The sequence below is a fragment of the Trichothermofontia sp. genome (assembly GCF_053493415.1).
The window spans coordinates 13983-40436 of sequence record NZ_JBRCAD010000079.1; the positions used below are offsets into that span (position 1 = coordinate 13983).

At 53.9% G+C, this 26454-nt stretch carries 22 protein-coding genes and 1 pseudogene; 13 read left to right on the top strand and 10 right to left on the bottom strand.

Going from position 1 to position 26454, the window contains the following annotated elements:
• Positions 1-309 precede the first annotated feature (309 nt).
• A complete protein-coding gene (locus ACWIUF_RS06650; protein ID WP_448571504.1) occupies positions 310-1869 on the bottom strand; it encodes a pentapeptide repeat-containing protein in 1560 nt (519 codons plus the stop codon).
• Positions 1870-1953: 84 nt separating this feature from the next.
• Here ACWIUF_RS06650 and ACWIUF_RS06655 point away from each other — a divergent pair, with 84 nt between their 5' ends.
• The 3 genes from ACWIUF_RS06655 to ACWIUF_RS06665 all read left to right on the top strand — a co-directional run bounded on the left by ACWIUF_RS06655 (position 1954) and on the right by ACWIUF_RS06665 (position 6043).
• Positions 1954-2838 (top strand): prephenate/arogenate dehydrogenase, encoded by an 885-nt coding sequence (locus ACWIUF_RS06655; protein WP_448571505.1) that lies wholly within the window; start codon positions 1954-1956, stop codon positions 2836-2838.
• An 81-nt stretch (positions 2839-2919) separates the two neighbouring features.
• Positions 2920-3942, top strand: coding sequence for a glycosyltransferase family 2 protein (locus tag ACWIUF_RS06660; RefSeq protein ID WP_448571506.1), 1023 nt, complete (start codon positions 2920-2922; stop codon positions 3940-3942).
• A gap of 295 nt (positions 3943-4237) precedes the next feature.
• A complete protein-coding gene (locus tag ACWIUF_RS06665; RefSeq protein ID WP_448571507.1) occupies positions 4238-6043 on the top strand; it encodes an iron uptake porin in 1806 nt (601 codons plus the stop codon).
• A gap of 435 nt (positions 6044-6478) precedes the next feature.
• On the opposite strand, the gene ACWIUF_RS06670 is transcribed toward ACWIUF_RS06665, so the two are convergent.
• The 5 genes from ACWIUF_RS06670 to ACWIUF_RS06690 all read right to left on the bottom strand — a co-directional run bounded on the left by ACWIUF_RS06670 (position 6479) and on the right by ACWIUF_RS06690 (position 11684).
• Positions 6479-8026: a RecQ family ATP-dependent DNA helicase gene (locus ACWIUF_RS06670; protein WP_448571508.1), complete on the bottom strand. Its 1548-nt coding sequence runs from the start codon at positions 8024-8026 to the stop codon at positions 6479-6481.
• Complete coding sequence (locus tag ACWIUF_RS06675; protein WP_448571509.1) at positions 8023-8727, bottom strand: RecQ family ATP-dependent DNA helicase; 705 nt, start codon at positions 8725-8727, stop codon at positions 8023-8025. Before ACWIUF_RS06675 ends, ACWIUF_RS06670 begins: the two co-directional genes overlap by 4 nt.
• A 746-nt stretch (positions 8728-9473) precedes the next feature.
• Entirely contained in the window at positions 9474-9911 is a 438-nt protein-coding gene (locus tag ACWIUF_RS06680; RefSeq protein WP_448571510.1) for an Hsp20/alpha crystallin family protein, read from the bottom strand.
• A gap of 158 nt (positions 9912-10069) precedes the next feature.
• Positions 10070-10774: an ATP-dependent Zn protease gene (locus ACWIUF_RS06685; protein ID WP_448571511.1), complete on the bottom strand. Its 705-nt coding sequence runs from the start codon at positions 10772-10774 to the stop codon at positions 10070-10072.
• Between the two features lie 40 nt (positions 10775-10814).
• A complete protein-coding gene (locus ACWIUF_RS06690; protein WP_448571512.1) occupies positions 10815-11684 on the bottom strand; it encodes a M15 family metallopeptidase in 870 nt (289 codons plus the stop codon).
• Between the two features lie 399 nt (positions 11685-12083).
• Here ACWIUF_RS06690 and ACWIUF_RS06695 point away from each other — a divergent pair, with 399 nt between their 5' ends.
• Positions 12084-13025 carry an AEC family transporter gene (locus ACWIUF_RS06695; protein WP_448571513.1) on the top strand — a complete coding sequence of 314 codons (942 nt, stop codon included), beginning with the start codon at positions 12084-12086 and terminating at the stop codon, positions 13023-13025.
• A 10-nt stretch (positions 13026-13035) separates the two neighbouring features.
• On the opposite strand, the gene ACWIUF_RS06700 is transcribed toward ACWIUF_RS06695, so the two are convergent.
• Both ACWIUF_RS06700 and ACWIUF_RS06705 read right to left on the bottom strand, forming a co-directional pair.
• Positions 13036-13956, bottom strand: a complete 921-nt coding sequence (locus ACWIUF_RS06700) for a tetratricopeptide repeat protein (protein WP_448571514.1) — start codon at positions 13954-13956, stop codon at positions 13036-13038.
• Positions 13957-14134: 178 nt separating this feature from the next.
• On the bottom strand, positions 14135-14923 hold the full coding sequence (locus ACWIUF_RS06705; RefSeq protein WP_448571515.1) for a DUF1868 domain-containing protein: 789 nt from the start codon (positions 14921-14923) through the stop codon (positions 14135-14137).
• A gap of 31 nt (positions 14924-14954) precedes the next feature.
• Between ACWIUF_RS06705 and holA the strand changes: the two genes are divergently transcribed.
• From holA to ACWIUF_RS06725, 4 genes are all read left to right on the top strand, one after another.
• On the top strand, positions 14955-15956 hold the full coding sequence (gene holA / locus ACWIUF_RS06710; RefSeq protein ID WP_448571516.1) for a DNA polymerase III subunit delta: 1002 nt from the start codon (positions 14955-14957) through the stop codon (positions 15954-15956).
• A 123-nt stretch (positions 15957-16079) separates the two neighbouring features.
• Positions 16080-16952 (top strand): S-methyl-5'-thioadenosine phosphorylase, encoded by an 873-nt coding sequence (locus ACWIUF_RS06715; protein WP_448571517.1) that lies wholly within the window; start codon positions 16080-16082, stop codon positions 16950-16952.
• Between the two features lie 158 nt (positions 16953-17110).
• Positions 17111-17920, top strand: coding sequence for a bifunctional demethylmenaquinone methyltransferase/2-methoxy-6-polyprenyl-1,4-benzoquinol methylase UbiE (gene ubiE, locus ACWIUF_RS06720; protein ID WP_448571518.1), 810 nt, complete (start codon positions 17111-17113; stop codon positions 17918-17920).
• A gap of 275 nt (positions 17921-18195) precedes the next feature.
• Positions 18196-19098: a COP23 domain-containing protein gene (locus tag ACWIUF_RS06725; protein WP_448571519.1), complete on the top strand. Its 903-nt coding sequence runs from the start codon at positions 18196-18198 to the stop codon at positions 19096-19098.
• A 272-nt stretch (positions 19099-19370) separates the two neighbouring features.
• Here ACWIUF_RS06725 and ACWIUF_RS06730 read toward each other — a convergent pair whose 3' ends face one another.
• Positions 19371-20105 carry an aspartyl/asparaginyl beta-hydroxylase domain-containing protein gene (locus ACWIUF_RS06730; protein WP_448571520.1) on the bottom strand — a complete coding sequence of 245 codons (735 nt, stop codon included), beginning with the start codon at positions 20103-20105 and terminating at the stop codon, positions 19371-19373.
• A 207-nt stretch (positions 20106-20312) separates the two neighbouring features.
• Here ACWIUF_RS06730 and ACWIUF_RS06735 point away from each other — a divergent pair, with 207 nt between their 5' ends.
• Positions 20313-21029 carry an alpha/beta fold hydrolase gene (locus tag ACWIUF_RS06735; RefSeq protein ID WP_448571521.1) on the top strand — a complete coding sequence of 239 codons (717 nt, stop codon included), beginning with the start codon at positions 20313-20315 and terminating at the stop codon, positions 21027-21029.
• Between the two features lie 15 nt (positions 21030-21044).
• Here the strand turns inward: ACWIUF_RS06735 and ACWIUF_RS06740 are convergent, their stop codons facing one another.
• Entirely contained in the window at positions 21045-22004 is a 960-nt protein-coding gene (locus tag ACWIUF_RS06740) for a stage II sporulation protein M (protein WP_448571522.1), read from the bottom strand.
• Between the two features lie 68 nt (positions 22005-22072).
• Here ACWIUF_RS06740 and ACWIUF_RS06745 point away from each other — a divergent pair, with 68 nt between their 5' ends.
• From ACWIUF_RS06745 to ACWIUF_RS06760, 4 genes and pseudogenes are all read left to right on the top strand, one after another.
• Entirely contained in the window at positions 22073-23065 is a 993-nt protein-coding gene (locus ACWIUF_RS06745; RefSeq protein ID WP_448571523.1) for a hypothetical protein, read from the top strand.
• A gap of 200 nt (positions 23066-23265) precedes the next feature.
• Complete coding sequence (locus ACWIUF_RS06750) at positions 23266-24069, top strand: RDD family protein (RefSeq protein WP_448571524.1); 804 nt, start codon at positions 23266-23268, stop codon at positions 24067-24069.
• Between the two features lie 145 nt (positions 24070-24214).
• Positions 24215-26029 carry a translation elongation factor 4 gene (gene lepA / locus ACWIUF_RS06755; RefSeq protein WP_448571525.1) on the top strand — a complete coding sequence of 605 codons (1815 nt, stop codon included), beginning with the start codon at positions 24215-24217 and terminating at the stop codon, positions 26027-26029.
• A gap of 234 nt (positions 26030-26263) precedes the next feature.
• Positions 26264-26454: pseudogene (locus tag ACWIUF_RS06760) on the top strand (hypothetical protein); the annotation flags it as partial.

A 26454-nucleotide genomic window follows, 5' to 3' on the forward strand; every position in this document is an offset into this window, starting at 1 on the left:
GCATTTTCTGCGCTTGTAGTCATGGAGGCATTTAATCATGCAACCCGAAGTTATAGCCATCGTCATTCCGGTTAGGGCAAGGGGTTAAGCCCCTTGTTGATCACAGCCTTTGAAATGTCCTAATGAGTGTGGCTACCGCTATCAACCCAATTCTCCTGGGTTATAGGACACCGAATCTACCCCTGCCATGATGGCATCGTTCTCTGTGTCCTGCCTATAGCTGGGAGCACGGGAAGATGGCAACGCGAGGAAGCCAGCCGCCGGGTTAACCTAAACCTTGGCTCGCTCTGCCATTGGTCTGGGATTAGCTCAGTCATGATCAGGGTATTGCATGGTCTTCATAAAATTAAGGACCTGTTGACCCGATGGTAGGGGTGGGGTCGGCACCTGAAACCGAGTCGTCGTGTTGAGATCGTTGAGCAGGACGGGATCAGTCAGCCGTTTACCAAATAGGAAGTGTTGATGCAACGTCAAACTTTGTTGGCTAATATTGGTCAGTACCGTTTGGGTTGGAGATTGGAAGAACAGCGCCCGTGGCAGGTTTCTAAAGGGCTGAAAATCCGCCACTTGGTTAGCCAGTTGACTCAATTGGGTATTCAGCACTTGAATCCGGCTTAAGGCACGCACACTCAATTGATCCACCCGTTGTGATTGGACGACTTGCAGTAAGCGGGCCAGGTGACGGTGGGTCGCCGGTGCATCCCGGAAGGGCAAGATCGCCAGATAGGCAATCAGAAATAATTGATCATCACTGGGAGCGTTAAAGGTGAGAAAGGTGCGGCGGCGAGTAAGGTTCAGGTTGGGAGGATGCCGCAATGCCGACCAACGTTGGGCAATGTGATGGTAGGCCATTGCCAGGGCCGCATGGGCTGTTGGGGTTAGGTGAGTGTCCACCGCAATTTGGACAGTCGGGACAGTCTGGCTGAAAAAAACCGTGATCTCGTCCTTGTTGAGGGGACGCACCTGGGTACGATCGCCCTGGGGACTGAGGTCTACCCATTCACAGGTGATCCCCTCGGCTCTGAAGCCATAGCGGGAAGTCGCATAGAGCTTGGCTCCGGTGAGGATAGCCCCCCGTAAATCCGCCCCCCCCCAGTCAGTCATCATCAGGTTCGCGGCGGTGAGATCTGCCTGGATGAGGCTGGCATTCAGGACATTCGCATGGCTGAGGTTGGCTTCGCTCAGATCCGCCCCACTCAGTTTGGCTTCACTGAGGTCACTCCAGGCCAGGTTAGCCCCTTGCAGATTAACCCAACGTAGATTCGCGCCCGTGAGGTTAGCCCCACTCAGATTGGCATGGTAGAAGTTCACCTGCTTGAGTTCGGCATAGCGCAAATCGGCACCCATGAGCACCGCTTCAACCAGATTGGCCCCCGTCAGGGTGGCATGGGTCAGGGTCGCGATCGTCAGCACAGCCCGTCGTAAATCCGCTTCTTTTAACAGGCTGCCCATCAAATTAGTCCGGCGCAATTGGGCTTCCCGCAAATCGGCCCCACTCAGATCCGCCAGCCGCAGGTCGGCCTCGCTCAGATCACTGCGAATCATTTCTGTCCGAATCAGATTGGCCTGCATTAGGTTGGCCCCCCGCAGGTTAGCCCGGACTAAATTCGCCACATTGAGGTTGGCGCCTTGCAGATTGGCCTGGGTGAGGTTAGCGCCACTGAGCCGCGCCACATTGAGTTGACAATGGCTTAAATTCGCCCCGGCCAGGTTGGTACCCGCCAAATTACTCAGGCTGAGATTGGCCCCACTTAAATTAATACCGGCTAGATTAGCCTGACTGAGGTTACTTTCCTGAAGCTCAAGGTTCTGAAAGTCCCGCTGGCCAGCGGCATATTGGGTAAGAAGGTCCTCGATCGCGATATCCATAAGGGTTACATTGTGCAGATGCAATACTGATCCTTAGCAACCCCATCCCAGCAAACCCGGTTGTTTCTGCGACACCCTGCCCCTATGCTGAGAAGGCAATTGGGAAAAGGATGCAGACAGATGCGCATTGGGATTGTGGGCCTTGGGTTAATCGGTGGCTCACTAGGGCTAGACCTGCGGGCATTGGGACATCACGTGGTCGGGGTTAGCCAGCGGTTAACCACCTGCGAACAGGCGATCGCACGCGGAGCCGTTGAGCAAGCCAGTCCCGATCCCCGGCTGCTGGCCAACGTTGATGTCGTTTTTCTCTGCACCCCTTTGGGCGTCATGGAGGCGGTGGCTCAGCAACTATGCCCTCACCTCCGTCCTGAAACCATTGTGACCGATGTGGGGTCGGTGAAAGCTCCGATCGTGGCGGCGATCTCCCCCCTCTGGCCGAACTTTGTGGGCGGGCACCCCATGTCTGGAACCGCAGACCAGGGGATTGGGGCAGCCCTCACGGGCTTGTTTCGCGGCAATGCCTATGTCCTAACCCCAACGCCGATCACCCCGGTTGCTGCTGTTGATCGGGTCGCGGAGCTAGCCCGTGCTCTAGGCTCCAGAGTGTATCATTGTACACCAGAAGTTCACGATCGGGCCGTTGCCTGGATCTCCCACCTACCGGTCATGGTCAGCAGCAGCCTGATTGCGGCCTGTGCCCAGGAAAGTGATCCGGAAGTGTTCGCAATGGCGCAAAAACTCGCCAGTTCCGGATTCCGGGATACGAGTCGGGTGGGCGGGGGTAACCCGGAGTTGGGCGTCATGATGGCCAAGTATAATCGCGATGCCCTCTTGAGCACCTTAACCCAATATCGCGATCGCCTTGAGCAGGTGATTGCCACCATTGAGCAACAGGACTGGACTGGCCTTACCGCCCATCTTCAAACCACCCAACAACAGCGCCCCACCTTTGAGTTTGAGTCCCCATAACTGGGCAGATTCCCCCTTTGGTGATCTGGTGGCGACGATCGCTAACCCCGTATACTTTTGAATATTTTTTGAATATTTGTGGTGAATCGTCCTAGCCCGCCCATGAATGCACCGCTCTCCCTGGACCCCTCCGCAGCCACGGCGACCCCGGATACTGCCATGGTGCCAACGGTTTCCGTCGTGGTGCCGATCTATAACGAAATTGAGAGTATCCCCCCCCTGTTGACAGCCATTGCCACAACCCTGCAAGCCGAGGGACTCACCTATGAAATTGTGTGCGTGGATGATGGGTCCCAGGATGGGTCTGCTGAGTTCCTGAAACAGGAGGCCCAAGGACGAGCGGACCTGCGGGCGGTGCTCCTCCGCCGCAACTATGGCCAAACCGCCGCAATGGCAGCGGGCTTTTATTATGCCCAGGGGCAGGCGATCGTCACCCTGGATGGGGATCTCCAAAACGATCCCACCGATATCCCCTTGTTACTGGCCAAGTTAAACGAAGGCTATGACTTAGTCAGTGGCTGGCGGAAAAACCGTCAAGATGCGGCCCTGACCCGCCTGCTCCCCTCCAAAATTGCCAACTGGCTCATTGGCCGGGTCACGGGGGTCACCCTCCACGACTACGGTTGTTCCCTCAAAGCCTATCGGGCGGAACTGGTGGCTGATATGAACCTCTATGGGGAACTCCATCGCTTTCTGCCCGCCTTGGCCTTTATCGAGGGGGCTAGGATCACCGAGCTACCCGTCCGTCACCATGCCCGTCGTTTTGGGCGCAGTAAATATGGCCTAGGGCGGACCCTGCGGGTCATTATGGATTTGGCAACTGTCTTTTTCATGAAAAAATTCCTGACGCGCCCCATGCACGTTTTTGGGTTGCTAGGGTTAGGCTCAATGGCCCTGGGCACCTTACTGGGGCTTTACCTGACGTTTCTTAAACTGGGCCTGCGACAGAGCATTGGCGATCGCCCGCTGTTAATTTTGGCCGTACTGCTATTGCTCACAGGTGTCCAACTGTTCAGTTTTGGGTTGCTAGCGGAATTGCTGATGCGGACCTACCATGAGTCGCAGGGTCGGCCCATCTACCGGGTACGCGAGGTTGTGAACTAGGTTCCGTACCCATTGATGTGGCAGAGAATGGCGTCCGAGCGCCCACTTGAGCCCGTTGAGCCATAAGAATGTATCCTAAATCACTAAATTGGGGTGGCTATGGCGCTATACATTAACATGATTGCTTGCTAAGGCAGCTAGCGGCTGGGCCAAGTCTGGTCACTGGTTGTCATGCGGCTGGGGTTGGCTTTTGGGTTGTCAATCCGATGGGTTGTACAGCATGAAACTGTGAGTGTCAACCCCGTAGGGAAGTGCTTCCCTGGTGTAAGTGTGTTAAGTGTGAGGGATTACGACTGTGCTACAAAAAACCTTCCTGAAATCATTACTGGGCGCACCAACGTTGGTGGGCTTGTCCTTGTTGATGGCCTCCTCAACGCTGGCGGCTGAGTCCCTGAGTCCAGATGAAAGGCTGGAACCGTCGGCTGAAGTGCAGACAGAGGCAGCCGAGGTTCCGGAAACGATGGCCCCGATGTCGGAGGAAGCGGAGGCCGAAGCTCCCGAAGTTCCGGAGGCATTGGATGCGACCAGGCTACCGCTAGTTCCTGCCCAAGGGGCGGCTTTATACCTGGCTAGCCTCCCCCAAACGGACCTCAGCTTGGGGGGTGATCGCGCAGCTTCAGTGGTGAGCCTGGAACAGATTAACCAGTACAGCAGCTTGCCTACGGTTAGTGCCCTGGATCAAGTCACTTCAGTTACCCAATTATCAGACGTGCAGCCCACGGATTGGGCCTTCCAAGCCCTGCAATCCCTGGTGGAGAAGTATGGCTGTATTGTGGGGTATCCCGACAGCACCTTCCGGGGCCAACGGGCCATGACCCGCTACGAATTTGCGGCAGGGTTGAATGCTTGTCTCGATCGGGTGAATGAACTGATTGCTGCGGCCACTGCGGATTTGGCGACGAAGGAAGACTTAGCCACGCTGCAACGCTTGATGGAAGAGTTTGCGGCTGAGCTAGCCACGATTCGCGGACGGGTAGAAAACCTGGAAGGTCGGGTAGCCCAGCTTGAAGGCACCCAGTTCTCAACCACGACCAAGCTCCAGGGGGAAGCGGTGTTTGGGCTTGCCGATGCCTGGGGGGGAGGTAACCTCAACATTGACGACAATCAAACGGTCTTCCAAGATCGGATTCGTCTTGCTTTCGTCACTAGCTTTACTGGTAAGGATGCCCTCTATACCCGTTTTGATGCGGGCAACGCCAAGTTCTTTGAAAACCTGGACCAAGGGGCGTTCACCTATAGCTTCGACAGCGATAACGATATTGTTTTAGGTTGGTTGGCCTACTATTTCCCGATCGGGGAAAAGATCCAGGTCTATCTGCCTGCGGCCTATCCCCTCTGGGCTGACTTTGTACCAACGATCAGCCCCTACTTTGATGGCTTTACTGGGGCGACACGCGCCATTTCCAGCTTTGCAGAATCCAGCCCCATTTATAAGATTGGTCTAGCGGCTGGCGGTGGGATTGGGTTCAACTATAACCTGTCGGAGAAGGTGACCTTCTCTGCGGGGTACTTTGGTGGGAATTCTTTTAACCCAGCACCGAAGAATGGTTTGTTCAATGGCGAATATTCCATCCTTTCCCAGCTAACCTTCAAGCCGAGTGATGCCTTCCAGATTGGTTTGACCTATGGCCATGCCTATTTTAATGGGCTAGCCGGGGATGGCAGCGATAACGTCATCTTTGATCTAGGCGTTGGGACTGCGAATGCCAAGGACCCTGGTTTTGGTACGGCGGTTACCAATTCCTACGGGATTCAGGCTTCCTACCAGTTTTCCCCGCGTTTTGCGGTGAATGCCTATGGGGGGTATACCAACGTTCAGCAAACGGGTGGTCCGGGTGATGCGGAAATTTGGTACTACGCGCTGGGTTTGGCTTTCCCCGATTTGGGTAAGGAAGGGAACCTGGGGGGTCTATTGGTGGGTGCGGAACCCTATGTTGGTGGTGTAGATGACACGGCCCTCCACATTGAAGGGTTCTACAAGTTCCAACTGAACGACAACATTTCCATTACGCCCGGTCTGATTGTGATCACGGCTCCCTATGGGAACAAGGACAATGACACGGCGGTAGTGGGTGTCGTCCGGACAACGTTTACGTTCTAAGTCGGTTGCCCTAGATTGCTGTTCTAGGGGTAGTCTATGCTGAGTGTAGGGGCCAGATGGCCCCTGCTTTTTTTGACGCTAGACTGAAACGAGTCCCTATTTGAGTTGTTATGCCCGCCGCCCAGTCTGCGCTAACCCTCAATACCCCAGCGATCCCTCCCCTGGAAAGTGGCGATCGCTTAACCCGTCCTGAATTTGAGCGACGTTACGCGGTTTCTAGGGTTAAAAAAGCAGAATTGATTGAAGGCGTGGTGTACGTGGCTTCGCCCCTACGCCATGAACAGCATGGCAAGCCCCACAGCCGTGTGATCACCTGCTTGGGGGTCTATCAGGCCCAAACCCCTGGGGTTGATTTGAGTGATGCCCCGACGGTTCGTCTTGACCACGCTGCAAGCCGGACTGCAATCTCCGGCCCACCAAGCCTTTGTCCAGCAGCTAGCGGCCCAGTTGCCACCAACTACTCACTAGCCGAATTTCGCCGTAATTATAAAGGCCCCGTAGGTGGTCAAACACATCCCGTAGCGAGTCAGGGCCGATCGCCTCTAGGGCCGCAATAATTGCAGCTTGGCGATTGGGGGGAACTAACGGATCGATATTGGTTAACTTGCCTGCCTGAACTAAATCGCTGAAATGGGTGTAAATCGTAGCCAGTTTTAATTGACGTTGGGCTGCGATCGCCTCAACCCCTAGCCCCTGCTGATACAACTGCCAGGTTTCCTGAACCGTTCCTGATAAAAAGGCTGGATCGGGCGGCGTGTCTGATGCGGGGGGCCGTGCTGGGGAGAGGGTTGCGGGTGACGGTTCCGGATGGAGGCCCTGTTCCCGGCAATAGGCTTGAATTTCCGCTAAAAACGGATCACCGTATTGGCTTAACTTACGACTGCCCACCCCAAACACCTCGGCAAAGGCATTGCGGGTCAGAGGACAACGGTTGGCCATTTCGCGCAAACTGGCGTCAGCAAATACGACATAGGGCGGAACCCCTTGCTCATCGGCTAAGCGCTTGCGCAATTGACGTAACCGTTCAAATAGTTCAGCCGCCTTAGGTTCGGGAATGGCTGGAGGAATTGCGGTCGTTTTGGGTGTTTTGATGGCAAGTGGCTGAGCAACGGTGGGTGCGATCGCAATATGGACCGATCGCTGTTTGCGCAGCACTTCCCAGCTTTTCTCATTCAATTTCAAGATCCCATAGCCATCGGTGGTCATTGTGAGGAGGCCCTGGTGGATCAGCGATCGGCCTAGGGTTTTCCATTCTTCTGCCGTATGATCTTTGCCAATGCCGTAGGTTGATAAGGTTTGGTGTTGATTACTGAGAATTTTTGAATTCTTCGATCCCCGCAAGACATCAATAATATAGTTCATGCCAAAGCGTTCACGACAGCGGGCCACACAGGACAGGAATTTCTGTGCCTCGATCGTCCAATCGACTAGCGGTTTGGGATAGCGACAATTATCGCAGTTCTCACAACCGCTCGGAAAATCTTCGCCGAAATACCCCAGTTGAATCGTCCGGCGACAAACGGTACTTTCCGCATAATCGAGCATTTGGCGCAACTGCTGACGGGCAATTCGTTGTTCATCCGGATCGGGCTTCTGGTCGATCCCCCACTCCACCGTCTTCAGGTCCCCATAGCTGAAATACAACCGACAGTGGGCAGGCTCGCCATCCCGGCCAGCACGACCTGATTCTTGATAATATCCCTCAATATTTCGCGGTAAATCAAAGTGAAAGACAAACCGAACGTCAGGTTTATTAATGCCCATCCCGAACGCGATCGTGGCGACAATAATGCGCACATCATCCCGAATAAATCGGGTTTGATTTTCTTCCCGTTGTTGAGCGGGTAATCCGGCATGGTAGGGAAGTGCCCGAATGCCACAATCATTTAGATAACTCGCAACGGTTTCAACCCGCTTACGACTGAGGCAGTAGATAATTCCTGCCCCTGATTGTTGCCGGATCGCCTGCACTAGGTCTTTCAAGCTTTGGCGGGTACTTGTGGCTTTTTCTTGTACCTTGTGGCTTTTTCTTGTACGTCATAGTAAAGATTCGGTCGATTAAAGCTGGCAACATGAATTAAAGGCTGACGCAGGGCCAATTGCTGCAAAATATCCTGCCGCACCCGCTCGGTGGCGGTGGCCGTTAGGGCGGTGACTGGAACCTGGGGATACCGTTGGCGCACCTGGCGCAGTTGGCGATATTCCGGACGAAAGTCATGGCCCCATTCGGATACGCAATGGGCTTCATCGATCGCTAGGCCAGCAATGCCAAACCGCTCCTGAACCGGGTCTAACAAGTTTTCCAGAAATCCTGGCATTAACAACCGTTCTGGGGCAACATAGAGCAGTTGGATATCCCCCCGTAACAGGGCCGCTTCCCGCGATCGCGCCTCACTTCCCGTAATACTGCTATTCAAAAACGTTGCCGGAATCCCATTATTGCGTAAAGAGTCCACTTGATCCTGCATCAAGGAAATCAGCGGGGAGACGACGATGGTTACCCCCCCCCTCAGCAACGCAGGTAATTGATAGCAGAGGGATTTACCACCCCCCGTTGGCATGATTACCAGCGTATCCCGATTTTGCAGAATCGCCTCAACGATTGATCGTTGTCCCGATCGAAACTGCTCGTAGCCAAAGTAATGTTTGAGGGCCTGTTCTAGGTCTAGGGACGGCTGAGTCACGATCGTCGCTGGAGAACAATGATTATGATCCTATTAGTTTAGCGTAGATATTAAAAATGACTACAACTAGGTTTCATATAAGCTTCACAGAACCTATGCTTTTGCTGGAGTTTAGAGGACGTTTTAAAAGGAGGATCGCGGTTAAAACCGCGACTACAAGCCTCGACGCTTGGCTGACGCTTTCCGTTTGTAGTGATGACTTTAGTCGCCACTACAACTTGTTTCTGGACTTTTCAAACACCCTCTTAGACTGCTTTTAAAAGCTATTCTCTACGTCAAGTCTATGTTAATCAATGAGTAAAACAGTTATTAATCCAGTATTAGAAGCAATTTTTAATACATCTAAAGTAACAATTTAAGCTAAGTCGCCTGCTCAAATTGAGCGATCGCAAACCGCCTTGCACTTTCCTGAAAAGTTGCCTACTAAACGGCTGCTGGAACCCATTCAGCCCGATAGAATGCATCTAAAGTAATAGAGTGTATCAAGGCGGGAAATCTTTCCAGATCATAATCAATACACTCAGGGAGCCAATATTGATTGCGCCCCCACGCATTAATTCAGTTAACTGATGCGTGTTATGTTCACGCTGTCTTTTCCTAGGAGATAGGACGGGATACACTGGTAAGTCATAAAAAGATTCATTAAAAGGGGGAAAGGGAACGTTGCCATTCTCTTTCCCCGCTTCAGCTATCTAGGCATCAGCGTTGACGGTTCGCCAACTTACACCCCTGATGCCTACCTCACCCTAACCAAGATTGACCTTGACAACCTTGTTACGTTCTTCTTCCACTTTCGGTAACGTCAATGCCAAGATGCCATCCTTGTATTCTGCTTCAACGCTTTGGTTGTTAATGCGACCGGGCAACGGAATCACCCGTTGGAACTTGCCATAGCGGAATTCACTGCGGGTAATCCCCTTTTCTTCCGTCTTCGTTTCGGAACGGCGTTCGCCACTAATTGACAGTGATTCCGCCGTCGCTTGAATGTCCAGATCACTGGCTTCCATGCCGGGAATTTCCAGCTTCACCCGATAGGCTTCCGGGGTTTCTTCTAATTCAACTGGTGGCACAAAAGCTGTCCCAAAGCCGTCATGGGGTAGGGTGATCAGGCTGTCGAACAGGCGGTTCATTTCATGTTGAACTTCTTCCAGTTCACGCAAGGGATGCCAACGAACGATTGCCATATTTACCTCCTTCATGCATTTCCATTGTGGCTCTAGTACTAGCTTAGCTAGCCCCACGGGTTGTATAGGTTCGGTTGTGTACCCAAACTGAAGTTAGGATTACCGTACCCGTTCTACAGACACGATCGCGCTAATATCCTGATTATCTAGGCAGCTACTTAATTAATATCCGCGATTGTTGTCTGGGCGATCGCTTGGGCCATGATCTGCTGACACTCGGCCACCGTTGCCCGTGCGTCCAGGGCCAAGACCAATGCCTCCAGAGCATCGCGGTGGGTTTGCAGATGTTGCCGGACCTGATGCATGGCCCAGCGTTCTTGATAGGCGGACTCGGCATTGGTTTGAGGTAGGGCTTGCCAAAGAAGCGCTAGTCGTTGGCGATCGTCACTGCCCCCGATCGCCTGTCCATAGACCAATTCTTCAGCAGCAATTCCTGCCAACCAAACCTGGGCATAGCGATTGATCCAGTGGACCGCCAGCGTACCGTCACGAAGTTCGGCCTGCAACGGACCATCATCAAAGCGAATCCCTCCCTGACCGGGCTGTCCCTGCCGAAAGGCGTCCCAAGCACTGAGGCTATACCCCGTCACCGGGATCTGGAGCAAATAGGCCACGAGGAAATGGCCAGCCTCATGGTACAGAATGCGTTGACGATAGGACGGCGAGCGGCGGGCGATCCAGTCCCGCAGCAACCCTTGCCCCTGTCCTTGTAGGCCCACCGCGTCAAAAGCAACTAGCCCCAGCATCGTGAGGACTGCCGTTGCTGGGACTACGGGTGCCAGATGGATGACGGGTCCCCACAGGGCTAGCATGGTTAAGCCGAAAATCGTAATCGCGAACAGATTCAGAACGGGTTGGGGCATGGTTTAGACTGGGGCGATCGTGCCATGTTGGCTGCAGTGCCTACGGATTAGTGGCCGCCTCTTGGTTTAACTGGCGGGCCTTATAGAAAGTTTCCAGGCTGTCGCGATCGCCCACAAACCGCCAATGCCACGGTTCATAGGCCACTCCCTGGGGATTGTTCTCCGGGAAAGACAACTCAAAGCTGTAGTAGGCAGCATTCGCCTGGAGCCATTGGAAGGCGGCGGTTGCCTCAAAACTGACCTGAAGGTTGGTCTCCGGTTGATTCCCATCCCCGATGTCGATCGCGTAGCCCGTATGGTGTTCGCTGTGGCCCGGTGGCGCACTGACTTCGGCCCGTTCCGTGGGATTTTGTCCCCGCTCAGCCTTGACATCAAAAAACAAATGTTCCTGATCTTGTTGCGAGCGATAGGCTGATAGGGGCACCAACTCAACCCCCGCTGCCCGCGCATCTGCCTGCATCGCCAGGAATTTTTCCGCCGCCGCTGCCCGTAATTGGAGGCTGCCGTCTGCAACGATCGCTTGCAGGGTTGCCGGCGGTGCTTCCGCATAGGCCAGATGGCCCAACAACACATCCGCATTGGGGGATGCTGCTGCGGTATCAGGAGCCGCTGCTGCGGTCTTTTCTCCCCGCGCCGCAGACAGAGGCCCTAGGGAAGCCCATTGGGGGACTAGATTCAAGCCCACCCCGAAGCCAAAGGCTACCACCCCTAGGGAGAATAGGCCCAAGAACAGGAGCAACCGCCGCTGGCGCAATCGGTGGGGGGGCCGGTGAACCCCTTCCCGTAGGGCTTCGGGGATATCATCGGGTAGGGCATCAGCCCGGAACGCCCGCAGGTGGTCTAGCGGGACCAATGCCTGCTCTAGATCGTTATCGGCGTCATCGGTAGCCTGGGTTTCGTGCATACGCATGAGGTTATCCAAGATATTACCCCCTCGATCGGCGAGAACGGACTGGTGGGCGTCATCGGTATAGCACCTAGTGGTGTGCATCCCTGAAACAACAACCCAGCGACTAACAAATTCTAATCAAGCCTCTGCCAAAATGGGGGCTGAATCACAGAATATTTGGGGCACAATTCGGAACAGACGATTTGCAGTACGCAATTTCAACCCGATTGAACCATCGACTGGCAGCACACGGTTTGGCTCGGTGCCTGGCTAGGCTGAATCATAGAATCTTTAGATCTGGCGCACTCCGTTTGGCGCTGGCACACAACATGGCTTTGTGCAGGACTAGGCCGTATTCAGGTCCGTTTGCGTTGGCCCGATCGTGGCTCCCAGTGTTGGCTTCCCCGGTGAGGTGGTGTTTTGGTTTATAAGCTCTTGATACTCTATGCCCAACTCGGTGGGGGGGTCTGCCTGGGTCTCTTGTTGGGTCGCCTGTTGCCACCGTTGGTGCCCTACCATCTGGGTAAATTCCTCTTTTGGGTGGGGGTGCCGCTGAGTATTGTCGGCTTTTTACAAAAAGCGAATCTCACGGGGGCTGTCTGGTTAGCGCCGGCGATCGCTTGGGTGTCGATTTTGCTGGGGGTAGTCCTGGCCTGGGCCTGGTTGGAGCGGGCAACGCTTCTGGGGCGTCAGGAGCGGGGGGCAGCCGTGTGGAGCAAGCCAGAGCGCGGTAGCTTCCTCCTCACCGCGATGGTGGGGAATACGGGCTATCTGGGCTATCCCGTCAGCCTCTCCCTGGTGGGTCCCCAATACTTTGCCTGGGCCTTGTTCTACGACATGATCGGTACGCTGCTAGGGGCCTATGGGTTGGGGGTTGTGTTGGCAGCCTATTTCGGACGCGGTGACCACAGCCTTGGCCCCCTGCTGCGATCGCTGATCTATAATCCCGCCCCCTGGAGCTTGGGATTAGGGTTGATGCTCCGCCAAGTCTCGCTGCCACCCGTGTGGGTGCAGGGATTGTTGGGGGCTGCCTGGACGATGTTGGCCCTGTCGTTGCTCTTGATCGGGATGCGTCTGAGTGAGTTATCCTCCTGGCGTAGCTTACGGCAGGGCTTGCAAAGCCTCAGCATTAAGATGCTAATGGTGCCCCTGCTGGTGGGAATTGCCCTATCGTTGGCGGGGGTTACGGGTGCGCCGCGCCTCATCCTGGTTTTGCAAGCTGCCATGCCGCCAGCCTTTGCCACGCTGGTGATTGCTGAAGCCTACGATCTCGATCGCCCCCTAACCGTGACCTGCTTAGCCGTCGGCACGGTAGCGTTGCTGCTAACCTTGCCCCTCTGGTTATGGCTTTTTGGGGTATAGGACCATCACACTATTCGGTGGCTGGGGTTTCCTGGGGTGATCCTTGAACCGGCGTCTCGATCGCGGGTAGGGAACCCGGTGTGTCGCCAGTCGGGCGGTCAGCAGGCGCTTCAGTCCCTGCCTGGGGCGTTTCCCCCCGCGCCAGTTGGTTGATTTGATCCTTGAATTGGGCTGGTGCCAGGGTAACGGCCTTAGCAAAGAGGGCTTCGGCCTCCTGGGTTTGTGCCTTCTCCTTCAGGACGATCGCCTTCGCGAGGACGGGCCGGAAGTCCTGATCATTGGCCTTAATCGCCGCATCGTAGGCCGTGATCGCTTCATCTAACCGCTTTTGCTCAGCATAGACCTGCCCCAGGATCAGATGCACCGACACCGTATCAATACTCCCCGGCTGAATCTGGTTGGCTTGGGTCGCGAGTTGTAAAGTGTCTTGCAGAAGGCCGATCGCCGCTTCGGGCCGATTTTGATCCAGCAACAACTTCACCAACCCCTGCAGGGCCTCGGCATTACCGGGGTGAGTATTCAACACCGCCCGGTAGGCTTGGGCGGCGCCTTCCGTATCCCCCGTATATTGTTTTGCCTGCCCTAACAAGACCCCGTAGCGGGTTTCCTCCGGTTGGAGCTTGGTTAACTTTTCTAAAGGGGCAATCACCCCTGGAATGTCTTGCAATTGCAGGCGAATTTCCAGTAAGCCCCGCAGAGCCGTTTGGTTATCAGGCTCCCGTTGCAAGACTAGCTCGTAGCCCTTGGCTTGGGCTTCTAGTTCATTGGTTTGCGCCTGGGCATTGGCTTGGGCACTGGCGGCGGTCTCCGCTTGGCGGGCATCTCCCTGAAAGGCCCCAATGAAGGGGATTAGGGAAAATCCTAAAAAGGCCATCAATCCCAGAATCATGACCGTGTTGACAATCCAGCGGTTGTTTTTCTTCTCGGTCATGGCTTTGCCTCCAAAAGTTGCATGATACGTTACTTTGAATGACTTGGACGCCGATCAGGGAAGTGATTAGGTTTGGGCAAGGGTCAGGACGGGAGCGCTGACCGGAAACAAGGGTAAAAGCAGGGGGGGAACGGGTGCCAGGGGGATGAACCGCGCGGGTCGCTTCAGTCAGGGTCACTTAAAAAGTAAATACTGGCCAATCCGGTTCGCGATCATAACGGGTCATGTCATCAAATTTTCGTAACTGGGCTTCTCTGACGACAAATTCTGGCAAACCTTGATCGAGCCATTGTTGATTCAGGTTAAATAGGGTGGTACACAATTGCTGACGATCGAGGTCAGGCGCAATTTCCCCTAAATAGCCCAGGGTAATGTGGGCGGTGAAATGATACTGCTGATCGACCCCTAAGCTGATCAGCTCTTGCCGCTGATATAGCCATTGTCGGAACTGGATTAGGCGATCGTAGGATTGGGCATCCTTCGGCACCAGGCACAGGCCGATCGCTCGCGGCATTAACTGGCATCCTAACACTTGCCACACCGGGGCGGGGCCTGGCGGCAGGCTGGCTTGGGCCTGGGTAAAGATGTTGGCTAGGGTGGTTTGTAGGCGCGTATCGTAGTCGGGATCAGCCTCGCTGGCGTAGCGATAGGCACTGTCCCACAGCAAATCGGCAACCGTCAGATGCAGGCTAGCTAAGGGCAGGGGGATAACCAGTCCCTGGGGCAAGGCCGCTAGTAACTGCTCCTGCATGGCCGCTAATTGGGCATAGAAGCTGGCATCGGCGGGGACTTCTGCCCAGGGGGGGGTGATGATCGTATAGCCCGGAAATGGGGTAGCCCAATAGGTGCCATCCCCGGCGGCTTGGAATTTGGGTGATTCCTGGATATTTTGGGCCTGGGAATGATAGGTTTCCAGCACCGTTAACCGAATCACCCGGTTACAGTAATCCTGATATGTGTCGTCCAACGCTCAATGCCTCGTACACGAAAACACTTCTATGCCAATTTACCTCTACTGGGGTGAAGATGAGTTTGCCATGCAACAGGCGATCGTCAACCTGCGCGATCGGGTGCTCGATCCTGACTGGCAGAGCTTTAATTACGATCGCATCCCCCCTGACCAACCCAACGCGATCGTCCAGGGGCTGAACCAGGCCATGACCCCTCCCTTTGGTGCGGGCAGTCGGCTGGTGTGGTTGGTAAATACCCCCCTAGTGGGTGGTGGCAGCAAGGGGGACCTGACCGATGCGGTGTTTGCCGAGTTGGACCGGACCCTGCCCCAGATTCCGGATAACAGTGTACTGCTACTCACCACCCCCAATAAGCCCGATAATCGCCTCAAATCGACAAAATTACTGCAAAAATATGCTGCAATTCAGGAATTTTCCCCGATTCCCCCCTGGCAGACCGAACAATTGGCCCAGCGGGTCCGTCAAGCAGCCCAGGGGATAGATCTGCAACTGACCCCCGCCGCGATCGCTTTTCTCGCCGAGGCGATCGGCAACGACACCCGGCAACTGTTCACCGATCTGGAGAAACTGCGCCTGTTTGCGGGTGCCCGGTCGCAACCATTGGACGTGCATGATATCGATGGGTTGATTACCAGCAGCACCCAAAACAGCCTGAAACTGGCTGAAGCGATCCGCCTGGGTAATACTAGCCAAGCCCTAGGGTTAGTCGCTGACCTGATCCAGCGTAATGAACACGCGCTGGCGATCGTTGCCACTCTGGTCCGCCAGTTTCGCACTTGGCTTTGGGTCAAGCTCATGACCACTACGGGCGAACGGGACGATCGGGCGATCGCGGCGGCGGCAGACATTAGCAATCCCAAACGCATTTACTACTTCAAACAGGAAGTGCGATCGCTGTCGTTGGAACAACTTCAGGCCACCCTGCCCCTCCTATTCGAGCTAGAACTGAGTCTGAAGCAGGGAGCCGAGGACCTGCCCACCTTGCAAACGATGGTGGTGCGGTTGTGTGCGGTATGTCAGTCCCGGTGAACACAGGGTGTCCCGCAAGACTGCCTAGGGGCGATCGCGATCGCCAACGCGAGGGGAGGGAATCCAGGTATTCTAAGGAAACCTTAGTCAATTCCGTTGATCCGTTTACCCGCAAGAGAGACCATGACCCAGGCAACGATCGGTATTATTGGCGGCAGTGGGCTGTACCAAATGGCGGCACTGACGGAGGTGGAGGAGGTGCGGCTAGAAACCCCCTTTGGCAGCCCCTCTGATGCCCTGATGGTTGGCACTCTGGAGCAGGCACGGGTGGCCTTTCTTGCCCGTCATGGTCGTCACCACACGCTGTTGCCGTCGGAGATTCCCTATCGGGCCAATATCTACGCCATGAAGCAACTGGGGGTGCAATATTTGCTATCCGCGTCCGCTGTGGGGTCCTTGCGGGAGGCCGTGAAACCCCTGGATATGGTGGTCCCGGATCAGTTAATCGATCGCACGAAGAACCGCGCATCCACCTTCTTTGGCAATGGCATCGTGGCCCACATTACCTTTGGTGACCCGATCTGTCCCCGATTAGCAGGGGTTTTGGCGGATGCCGTGGCCAGCCTGGACTTACCAGATGTCACCCTCCATCGCCAGGGGACTTATCTCTGCATGGAAGGTCCCGCTTTTTCTACCAAGGCCGAGTCAAAGCTGTATCGCAGTTGGGGCGCAGACATTATTGGCATGACCAACCTACCGGAGGCGAAGCTAGCGCGGGAAGCGGAAATGGCCTATGCGACGTTGGCCCTAGTGACGGATTACGACTGTTGGCATCCGGATCATGATAGTGTCACGGTTGATATGGTGTTGGCAAATTTGCGCCGTAATGCGACCAATGCTCAAAAAGTTGTCCAAGAGACGGTGCGGCGGCTGCACCTTAATCCGCCTCCCTCGGATGCCCATACGGCTTTGCAATATGCGATCCTGACTCCCCTCGATCAGGTGCCCGACGCCACTAAGGCAAAGCTAAACTTGCTATTGCAGAAGTACTTGTAACCTTGCTCACGCGTACAGTAAACATTCAGTTTCGCAACGTTATTCGCAATGTTCGTAGTAACGACTTTAGTCGTTGCCGGCTAAAGCCAGCCCTACCAACGTGGCAGAATTTACTTGCCGATCGACTAGGCTCTTTTACGAGGTTCTAATGTCTGCTTATGTCTGCCCCATCGCCTGCGATCCCACAGTGTCCTCTAGGGGAAATTGCTGCCCCTGCTGCAACGCCAACTTCCACCCTACCCCCTTCAGAATTCTCCCCCCCGCCTGCTGCTGAGCGATCGCCGCATCGGATTCAAGCCATCTTTAATCAAATTGCCCCGCGCTACGATGCCCTCAATGATTGGCTGAGTTTGGGTTTGCATCGTGTTTGGAAACAGATGACGGTGAAATGGTGTGCGGCGCAACCGGGGGATACCTGTCTGGATGTGTGTTGTGGTAGTGGGGATCTGACCCTATTGTTGGCAAAACGGGTGGGCAGAACGGGGCAGGTCTATGGCTTAGATTTTGCGGCGGGCCAATTGGCGATCGCCCGTCAACGCCACGATCGCACTGCCCCCCATCTCCCGATCCAATGGCTCCAGGGGGATGCCCTAGCCTTACCGTTCCCGGATCAACATTTTGATGCGGTTACCCTGAGTTATGGCTTGCGCAACGTGATGGATATTCCCCGCAGTTTGCAGGAATTGCGGCGTGTCCTCAAACCCGGTGCCAGGGCAGCTATCCTTGACTTCAACCATCCCCAATCGCCCCAATCCCAAGCCTTCCAAGCCTGGTATTTAGCTACGATCGTCGTGCCCGTCGCCCAATATTGGGGGCTGGGGGAGGAATATGCCTACATTGCCCCCAGCCTCGAACGGTTTCCCACCGGAGCCGAACAGGTGCAACTGGCCCAAGCGGCTGGCTTTGCCGATGCGGTTCACTACCCGATTACCGGCGGACTCATGGGTGTTTTAGTGGCGACGCGTTAAACAATCGATCGGAATGGGGAACCCTAGGCGGCAGATCGGCGTCTATAACGGATAGACACCTGGCAGCCATGCCTGCTGGTAGGACTCAAGTCCTGACTACCAACTTTGCGAGGGTATCCTGAGAAATCTCCTACTGGTAGGATGCAAGTCCTGACTACCAACTTTGCGAGGGTATCCTGAGAACTTCTCTAGGGGATCGAGATGTGGCGTTGAGGAAGTGGCTCTGTTAAAGCAGACCGTATTACACACCGTTGAACGTTAGCGAGGAAAACCCAATGGCAGATATGCGCACGCGTCGGGGCAACCGCCTGACCGCTTGTTTGGGAAGTGCCGCCCTGGTGGGTACTGTGACGATTCCGGTTCTCGTTGGTTCCCCGGCGATGGCCGCGCCTCGCCTCCTCGACTTGATTAACCAGGTGGTGGAGTCCGGCACCCTCCCCCCACCCCCGACGGGTGCTGATGCGCCGGTCACAACCACCCCACCGGCACCGAGTAGTGATGACCCCACCACGGCAGGGAGTGAAACCGAGGTTCCCCCGGTGACAGTGAGCGACTCGACTCGCTTTACCTGCCAGTTCTACAATGGGCAATATACGGTGATGTATCATCCGGAAAGTCAGCCAGATCAAGCCTATCCCTGGGCGACACCGAGTACCTTGGGTGGGGGGTGGTCACCGGAACGGCGGTGTAATGAGATCAGCCGCCGACTTGAGTTTTATCGACCTGATGGGTTATTGGAACTGCGCACGGCGATCGAAAATAACTACGATACGGTGTGTGTCACAACCCAGCAAAATCCTACCTGTCGCATTGTACTGACCGTGCCCCCCGGCCAAAGTCCGGAAATCACCCGCGATCGCGTCTTTCAAAACCTGACGGTTGCGGATAGTGGCCAGCCCACCCAGGCGGTGACCACTTTTGTTGAAGGGCAGGAAACCAATGGTCTGATCAACCAGATTGGCCATCTACTCAACATCAATTTGCCGACTAGCAATGGTAACGGCGCAACGCAGCCGCGTGAAAACATCCGCACAGCGACGGGCGATATTAACCTGCGTCCCTTCCTCGATCGTCAGGATGGTGGCACGGGTTCCTATCTTCGCGGAGGTATTCGGCTCAACTCAACCCACTCCGGTTCTGGAAGTGGGACCCAACTGAACCCCAATAATTTCCGCTAAAAACTTAGGTTCAGTCGATCACACAGGGTTGACGCAAGCGCAAAGCTCATTGAAAAGGGGTAGGGTTAGACTTAGTTGCTCACACATTGAACATGGAATAGCTGTCTCGACTGTCTGGGTGGCGGGCAGGATGCCTACCCCATACCTTTCGTTCGCGCTTAAAATTGGGGACTTGTCGGTTGGTGTCGAGTTGGCGAGATCCAACACGGTTACTTGCTTTGTTGGGTTGCACGGTGTTTGACCCAACCTACTCAATTAGGCTCGACGGACTACTAACTGGATTTGGCCACGGTTTCAAATTGTTTTTCCCAATGTTCATGGTTGGCTTTTGCTGTCTTCACCAAGGGAGACAGGACCAGAATTTGCGCAACCGCCCAATTCAATAGGGACATGGGGAAACGCATGGGACGGGCGATATCCAGGAAAAGAACCGCTCGGTAGCCATCGGTCTCATTCCACACTTCATGATAAAATGTATCGTCAAAAAGTAAGCATTTACCTTCTTCCCAATAAGCCATTTGATCGGCCACACGAATGCGACAGGCTTCCTTGGGTTCGGGCACTTTCAAGGCCAGATGGCAGCGGATAAGCCCCTTATGTTTACCCCGATGCTCAGGAATATGTTTACCAGGGGCGAGAATTGAGAAAAAAGCAACTTTTAAGCCGGGAATGGATTGGATAATCTTCCAGGTTTCGGGACAACGATCGCAGTTTTTCTGGGCTACATAGCCAAAGGCGCAAAAGTAGTAGGTCTTCCAGCGATCGTCCTGGGTGATGCGGTACTGGCGGGGCATGATGTCTTGGAAATTGGGCAGGCGATCGACATCTTGAAGAATATGATCTAATTCTTGACGAATCAACTGCCAGTTCGCCTCTAAGGTGTTGACCCAGGGGAATTGTTCACGGGTGAAAAAGGCAGAATCCCCAACTAATGATGCGTTTGCTGCCCATTGTTCTAGTTTTTGCCCCAATGAACTTTTGACGAATGGGGTAATCAGGTCCTTCACAGTTCCTCCTTGGGGGCTATCGATTATGCCAGTGTTATTTCATCCAGGCATATTTCGTGCAGGCATTTATTGTAGAGGGCGAGTGAGCATTGGTAAAGTCTGGCGGACGGGTGCGGGTGGTGCCACGGGGAGCAGTGGTTTGCGTTAAGGTGGGATGGATTTGCCCGATCGGACATGGGTGATTTGGCGTGAGTGGGGGGCTATTCAATGAGTACGTTTGTTTTGGTGCATGGGGCCGGATCAGGGGCCTGGAATTGGTACAAGGTGATCCCCCGGCTTGAACAGCAGGGCCATACGGTTATTGCGCCTGATTTACCAGGGTTGGGTAAGGATAAAACGCCCCTGGCGGAGATTTCTCTGGCGGCCTATGTCGATCGTGTGTGTCAAGTGCTGGATGCCCAGGCCGAACCCGTGATTTTAGTCGGGCATAGCTTGGGGGGAGGCGTTACCACCCAGGTGGCGGAGTATCGCTCGGATCGGATTAAGCTGCTGGTTTATGTGGCGGGCTATCTTTTGGAAAATGGTCAAAGTATGCTGGATATTACCCAACAGGATACGGAAACGCTGTTATTAGCGAATACGATTTTTTCAGAAGATCAACTGTCGGCGACGTTTCGCTCGGAAGCTTTGAAAGCGATTGGTTATGCCGATTGCTCCGATACGGACATGGCTTTGGTGCGATCGCTCTTGGCTCCCCAAGCCGTGGCTCCCCTGGCAACACCGGTAACAACCACAGCAGCTAATTTTGGCCGTGTACCACGGGTCTATCTTGAATGCCTGCAAGACTACGTGATTGGGCCATTAACGCAGAGAAAAATGTATACAGCGCTCCCTTGCCAGTCGGTGCTCTCAATGGATACCAGCCATAACCCGTCCCTTGCGGCTCCAGAAACGCTGGTGAATCATTTACTTTCTCTTATTTAAGGGCTTATTAAGGGCTTATTTAAGGTCAGAAGCCCGCAGGCAGTAAAGGATTAGCGCACTGAATAAGCAGATTCCCAAAAGATATTTCAGGGGAGAGGGAACGATCGGGCTGGGGGAGAAAAAACCCTCAATCAGACCGGCAATGATCAACAGGGGGATAACGCCATAGGTTAATTGAGCAGCTTGTTGACCATATAGCTTGAGGGCATCCCCGCGCTGATAACGACCGGGGAATAAGAGTGCTCGTCCGATTAAGAGACCTGCTCCCCCCGCGATAAAGATAGCCGGTAATTCGAGGGCACCGTGGGGGAAGACAAAGGCCCAAAAAGGATAGGCTAAATGATTTTGGCTGACGAGGGTAGCTACTGCCCCAATATTTAAGCCATTCAAAAAAAGTAGGTAAACTGTATAAATCCCAAAGGTCATGCCCCCCGCGATCGCGGCAAAGGACACGCTCAAGTTATTGGTCATGATTTGGCTGGAAGCTAAGGGTTCAATGCCGACGATCGACCCCATCCAGAGTTCGCCGCGATCGCGCACTTTACTGATGAGGGGTTCCGGTACCAACAACCCGATAAAACTGGGATCTTGCCAGGAATACCACCAGGCGATCACGCCAGCGAGGAGGAAGATGGCGGTAGCGAGGGCAATGTAACTGGCGGTTTGCTGGATGACCCGTGGTAAACCCCAGCGATAGAAATTCAGGACCGCTTGCCAATCCTGGCGACGAGAACCTTGGTAGATTTGGCTATAGGCACGGGCCGTGAGTCCTTGGAGATCTTGGATCAGGGTTTGGCTAACCTGGGTGGTTTGGGCACGGGCAAGATCGGCGGCCACGGAACGGTAAAGACTGGCCACTTGCTTAATCTGGGTAACGCCCATAGACTTAAGGCCACGTTGTTCAGCTTGTCTGAGCAGTGTTTCTAACTGTTGCCAACTGGGTTCTCGCCGCGCAATCCATCGTTTGATATTCATCGTCAGTTATATCCTGGCTAATTGCTTGCTAACTTCCTGCTGTAATCGCCGTGTGATCGGTTTGCCCTATGTCCCCAACTCCACCGCCTGCTGCCCCCAGTCGTCCCCTCAATGTGGGTGACGTGATTAATGCCGGATTTCGGCTCTATGGTGCCCATCTTAAGCAATATTTAGGAATTTCCCTTCGCGCCACCCTCTGGACTCTCCTCCCTGTCCTCGCTCTCATCCCACTCCTGCCGATCGCGCTGGGGCTATTAGCGCCCCTTTCTGAACCTTCCCCGATGCTAATCCTGGGATCTTTACTGGCCCTGCTCCTGTTTCTGGTGCTATTCGTTTACGGACTTGCCAAATCCTTAACGAATGCGGCTCTCATTACCCGACTGGCTTTTGGGGAATTGCTGGGTCAACCCGAAAGTGTGGCGATCGCCCAGCGGCAGGTTCAACCTAAAATGTGGAGATTTTTGAGCGCTGTCTTCTGGCTATTCTTGATATTTATCGGTGTTGCGATCGCTGTGCTGCTCGTGAGTAGCCTCTTTTTGGTGATTCCCCTGATCATTTTAATCAGAATGACTGGCGGTACCATTGAAGGTAATGTTGTCGCTGTGATTGTCCTAATTCTATTAGGTTTTCTAATGCTACTGATATTTTCAATTTTTTGGGTATGGTTATTGGCAAGATTTTGGTTCCCTGAGGCTCCCCTTGCCGTTGAAGATTCCCTAACGGCATTAGCCAGTATCGGTCGGTGCTGGAATTTAACCCAAAACTATACATGGCGTATTGTCTTAATTATTAGTGTCGCTTTTTGTGTCACAATCCCTATCAGCTTAATTGTTCAGATATTGACCAATATCTTGCAACAATTCATGCTCGCTTTCCTCGCGGAAGATTCACCAGCCTTTGCTGCCATAACTATTTTATTGGGTAATATATTGGGAATTTTAAGTGGCATTTTTATCTTGCCTTTTTGGCAAGCCATTAAGGCTGTTGTTTATTACGATCTTCGTGCTCGGAAAGAAGGTTTAGACTTGCAATTACGCGATCGCAATTTTGATTCATTATAGTTTATTATAGTTTCATGATTACCTTACTGACAGAGTCAATTCTCGGATTAAATTTTACATCGATCAAGAAACTCTACTACAGCAAATATAAGATTTTGAGACGTTCGTAGTTACGACTTTAGTCGTTGTAGGCTAAAGCTAGGACTACAAACCTGACAGGATTGAGGTTTCGGGTACCACATCAGCATCAGAAAAAAAACATGAGATTTTCACGAAAAATTATTCTAAAAACACCAGAAAGCGTTAATTTAGAGTTTACTCTTGCTGGCATCGGCAGCCGCGTCTATGCCCTGCTCATTGACTATACACTTTGGTTTTTAGCATTAGCGAGTTTTATTATTATTGGCACATTATTAGCTGCCCAAATTGTCGATCTAGTTGTCCAATTGGGAGGGGGGAATGACATTGGACTATGGCTCATTGCGATCGGCCTGTTGATCTGGTTTGCCATTTATGTTGGTTACTTTGTCCTGTTTGAAACCCTATGGCAAGGCCAAACCCCTGGTAAACGTATTGCCAAAATTCGCGTCATTCAAGATACCGGCCAACCGATCACCCTCTATCAAGCTACCCTCCGATCGCTCCTCCGCCCGATCGACGATCTCCTCTTCCTTGGCTTTTTCCTGATCGTCCTCAGCCCCAGGGAAAAACGCCTAGGTGATTTAGTGGCGGGCACGATCGTGATTCAGGTCGAACGTCCCCTTGGCATAGAAACGCTCAAAACCTCCGACATGGCCCAACGGGCCGCCACCCGCCTCCTCAACACCGTGGATCTCAGTCCTGTCCTACCCGATGACTTTGCGATTATTCGCGACTACCTCCAACGCCGATCGCTCATGACCCCCCAAGCCAAAGATCGCCTCACCCACCAACTTGCCGATCAACTCCAAGCCATTTTGGGCATCGACACCTTACCCCCCGGCTTAACCGACGAAGTTTTCCTAGAAGCCATCTACATCGCCTACCAACACAGCGATCGTCCCCCAACCGACCAAGAATACTAAACCCACCTTAGTGTTCCTTTGTGTTCTTCGTGTCTTAGGGGTTCTCCCCCTAGTCCAGAGCCGATCCCCCGGAAAGGGAACCAAAGCCTTAAAATATGTTAAGCAGACTGACTCTATGATCCCCTGGGGATTTACCTGAAACCCTATGACCCACGTCCCTGTTGCCCAAATCCGCAACTTTTCGATTATTGCCCACATCGATCACGGTAAATCCACCCTCGCCGATCGGCTCTTGCAAGCAACCGGTACCGTCGCCGATCGCGAAATGAAGGCCCAGTTCCTCGACAACATGGAATTGGAGCGGGAGCGGGGGATCACCATCAAGCTGCAAGCCGCCCGCATGGACTACCAGGCCCAGGATGGCCAATCCTACGTCCTCAACCTGATCGACACCCCCGGCCACGTCGATTTTTCCTACGAAGTCTCGCGATCGCTGGCCGCTTGTGAAGGTGCATTGCTCGTCGTCGATGCCTCCCAGGGGGTCGAAGCCCAAACCCTGGCGAACGTGTATCTGGCCCTAGAGCACGACCTGGAAATTATTCCCGTCCTCAATAAAATTGATTTACCGGGGGCCGAACCCGATCGCGTTAAGCAAGAAATCGAGGAAATCATCGGTCTCGACTGCTCCCAAGCCATTCTCGCTTCGGCCAAGGAAGGCATTGGGGTACCGGAAATTCTCGAAGCGATCGTCCATTTAATTCCGCCGCCACAGGATACCGTCGCCGACCCCCTCCGGGCATTGATTTTTGATAGCTATTACGACAGTTATCGCGGGGTTATTGTCTATTTCCGGGTTATGGATGGCACCCTCAAGAAGGGCGATCGGGTGCGCCTCATGGCCTCTGGCAAGGAATATGAGATTGACGAATTAGGGGTTCTGGCTCCCATGCAAGTCCCCGTTGATACCCTCCATGCGGGCGAAGTCGGCTATCTTGCTGCGGCGATTAAAACCGTCGAAGATGCCCGGGTTGGCGACACCATTACCCTCGCCCACAAACCTGCCGCTGAACCCTTACCCGGTTACACCGAAGCCAAACCAATGGTTTTCTGTGGCCTCTTCCCCAGCGATGCAGATCAATTTGAAGACCTGCGGGAAGCGCTGGAAAAACTAAAACTGAACGATGCTGCCCTGCATTATGAACCAGAAACGTCAAGTGCGATGGGGTTTGGTTTTCGTTGTGGTTTCTTGGGCTTGCTGCACATGGAAATTGTCCAGGAGCGTTTGGAACGGGAATACAACCTGGATTTGGTCACCACGGCCCCTTCGGTGATCTATCGGGTAACGCTGTTAGATGGGGAGGTTATTTATATCGATAATCCCAGTAAACTACCTGACCCCCAATATCGCCAAAAGATCGAAGAACCCTATGTTCAGGTCGATATGATCACGCCGGAAACTTACGTGGGGGCATTGATGGAATTGGCCCAAAGTCGGCGGGGGGTTTTCAAAGATATGAAATACCTTACCCAATCGCGCACGACCTTGATTTATGAAATCCCCCTGGCGGAAGTTGTCACTGACTATTTCGATCAGATGAAATCGCGATCGCGCGGCTATGCCAGTATGGAATACCACTTCATTGGCTACCGCGAGGATAATCTGGTTAAATTGGACATTCTTATTAATAATGATCCGGTTGATCCCCTGGCGACGATCGTCCATCGGGACAAAGCCTACTACGTGGGCAAGGCCCTAGTGGAAAAACTGAAGGAAGAAATTCCCCGCCACCAGTTTAAGATTCCCCTGCAAGCGGCGATCGGCAGTCGCGTTGTGGCCAGTGAACACATCCCTGCCCTGCGCAAGGACGTGTTAGCCAAGTGCTATGGGGGGGATATTTCCCGGAAGAAGAAACTGTTGCAAAAGCAGGCCAAGGGTAAAAAACGCATGAAGGCCCTGGGTTCGGTGGAAGTGCCCCAATCAGCCTTTATGGCGGTGTTGAAGATCGATCGATCGCAGTAATAATGGCCCTGCCGCTGACTGTGTCTGGAACCCGGCGTTTGATCCGTGGGAGAAGAGGGTTGTCATTGATAGCGTTTTGCGATCGGTATATTTCTCGTCGGTGTGGGCGCGGGTGCGCCTCAACTGCCGACTACAAACTGGACGCTCAGCTTAATGCGCCTCCGGGAGCGACTAGGCTGCTATTTGCCTGAATACTCTGTGCTACGATCGCGCCAAATGGAGGAGAATGACGCTATGCCGATGCTGCCCGCTGATGTCAAAAACCTGTTGGCTGACCTGATGCAGCGCTACCAGGCGCGGGTTGATTACCTAGCCATTCGCCTAGAGGAATTGGAAGATACCAATATATTGCTGCGAGGCAATCGGGTTGAAACCCTCAGTGAAGCGGTGGCGATCGGGGGTCAAGTGCGGGCCTGCTACCGGGG

What these genes read in the sequence shown, in the direction of transcription:
- ACWIUF_RS06700 (WP_448571514.1), bottom strand. Translation starts at nt 13,956, where the DNA reads ATGACCGAGAAGAAAAACAACCGCTGGATTGTCAACACGGTCATGATT.
- ACWIUF_RS06715 (WP_448571517.1), top strand. Translation starts at nt 16,080, where the DNA reads ATGACCCAGGCAACGATCGGTATTATTGGCGGCAGTGGGCTGTACCAA.
- ACWIUF_RS06650 (WP_448571504.1), bottom strand. Translation starts at nt 1,869, where the DNA reads ATGGATATCGCGATCGAGGACCTTCTTACCCAATATGCCGCTGGCCAG.
- ACWIUF_RS06655 (WP_448571505.1), top strand. Translation starts at nt 1,954, where the DNA reads ATGCTGAGAAGGCAATTGGGAAAAGGATGCAGACAGATGCGCATTGGG.
- lepA (WP_448571525.1), top strand. Translation starts at nt 24,215, where the DNA reads ATGACCCACGTCCCTGTTGCCCAAATCCGCAACTTTTCGATTATTGCC.
- ACWIUF_RS06725 (WP_448571519.1), top strand. Translation starts at nt 18,196, where the DNA reads ATGGCAGATATGCGCACGCGTCGGGGCAACCGCCTGACCGCTTGTTTG.
- ACWIUF_RS06685 (WP_448571511.1), bottom strand. Translation starts at nt 10,774, where the DNA reads ATGCCCCAACCCGTTCTGAATCTGTTCGCGATTACGATTTTCGGCTTA.
- ubiE (WP_448571518.1), top strand. Translation starts at nt 17,111, where the DNA reads ATGTCTGCCCCATCGCCTGCGATCCCACAGTGTCCTCTAGGGGAAATT.
- ACWIUF_RS06735 (WP_448571521.1), top strand. Translation starts at nt 20,313, where the DNA reads ATGAGTACGTTTGTTTTGGTGCATGGGGCCGGATCAGGGGCCTGGAAT.
- holA (WP_448571516.1), top strand. Translation starts at nt 14,955, where the DNA reads ATGCCAATTTACCTCTACTGGGGTGAAGATGAGTTTGCCATGCAACAG.
- ACWIUF_RS06740 (WP_448571522.1), bottom strand. Translation starts at nt 22,004, where the DNA reads ATGAATATCAAACGATGGATTGCGCGGCGAGAACCCAGTTGGCAACAG.
- ACWIUF_RS06750 (WP_448571524.1), top strand. Translation starts at nt 23,266, where the DNA reads ATGAGATTTTCACGAAAAATTATTCTAAAAACACCAGAAAGCGTTAAT.
- ACWIUF_RS06690 (WP_448571512.1), bottom strand. Translation starts at nt 11,684, where the DNA reads ATGCGTATGCACGAAACCCAGGCTACCGATGACGCCGATAACGATCTA.
- ACWIUF_RS06680 (WP_448571510.1), bottom strand. Translation starts at nt 9,911, where the DNA reads ATGGCAATCGTTCGTTGGCATCCCTTGCGTGAACTGGAAGAAGTTCAA.
- ACWIUF_RS06745 (WP_448571523.1), top strand. Translation starts at nt 22,073, where the DNA reads ATGTCCCCAACTCCACCGCCTGCTGCCCCCAGTCGTCCCCTCAATGTG.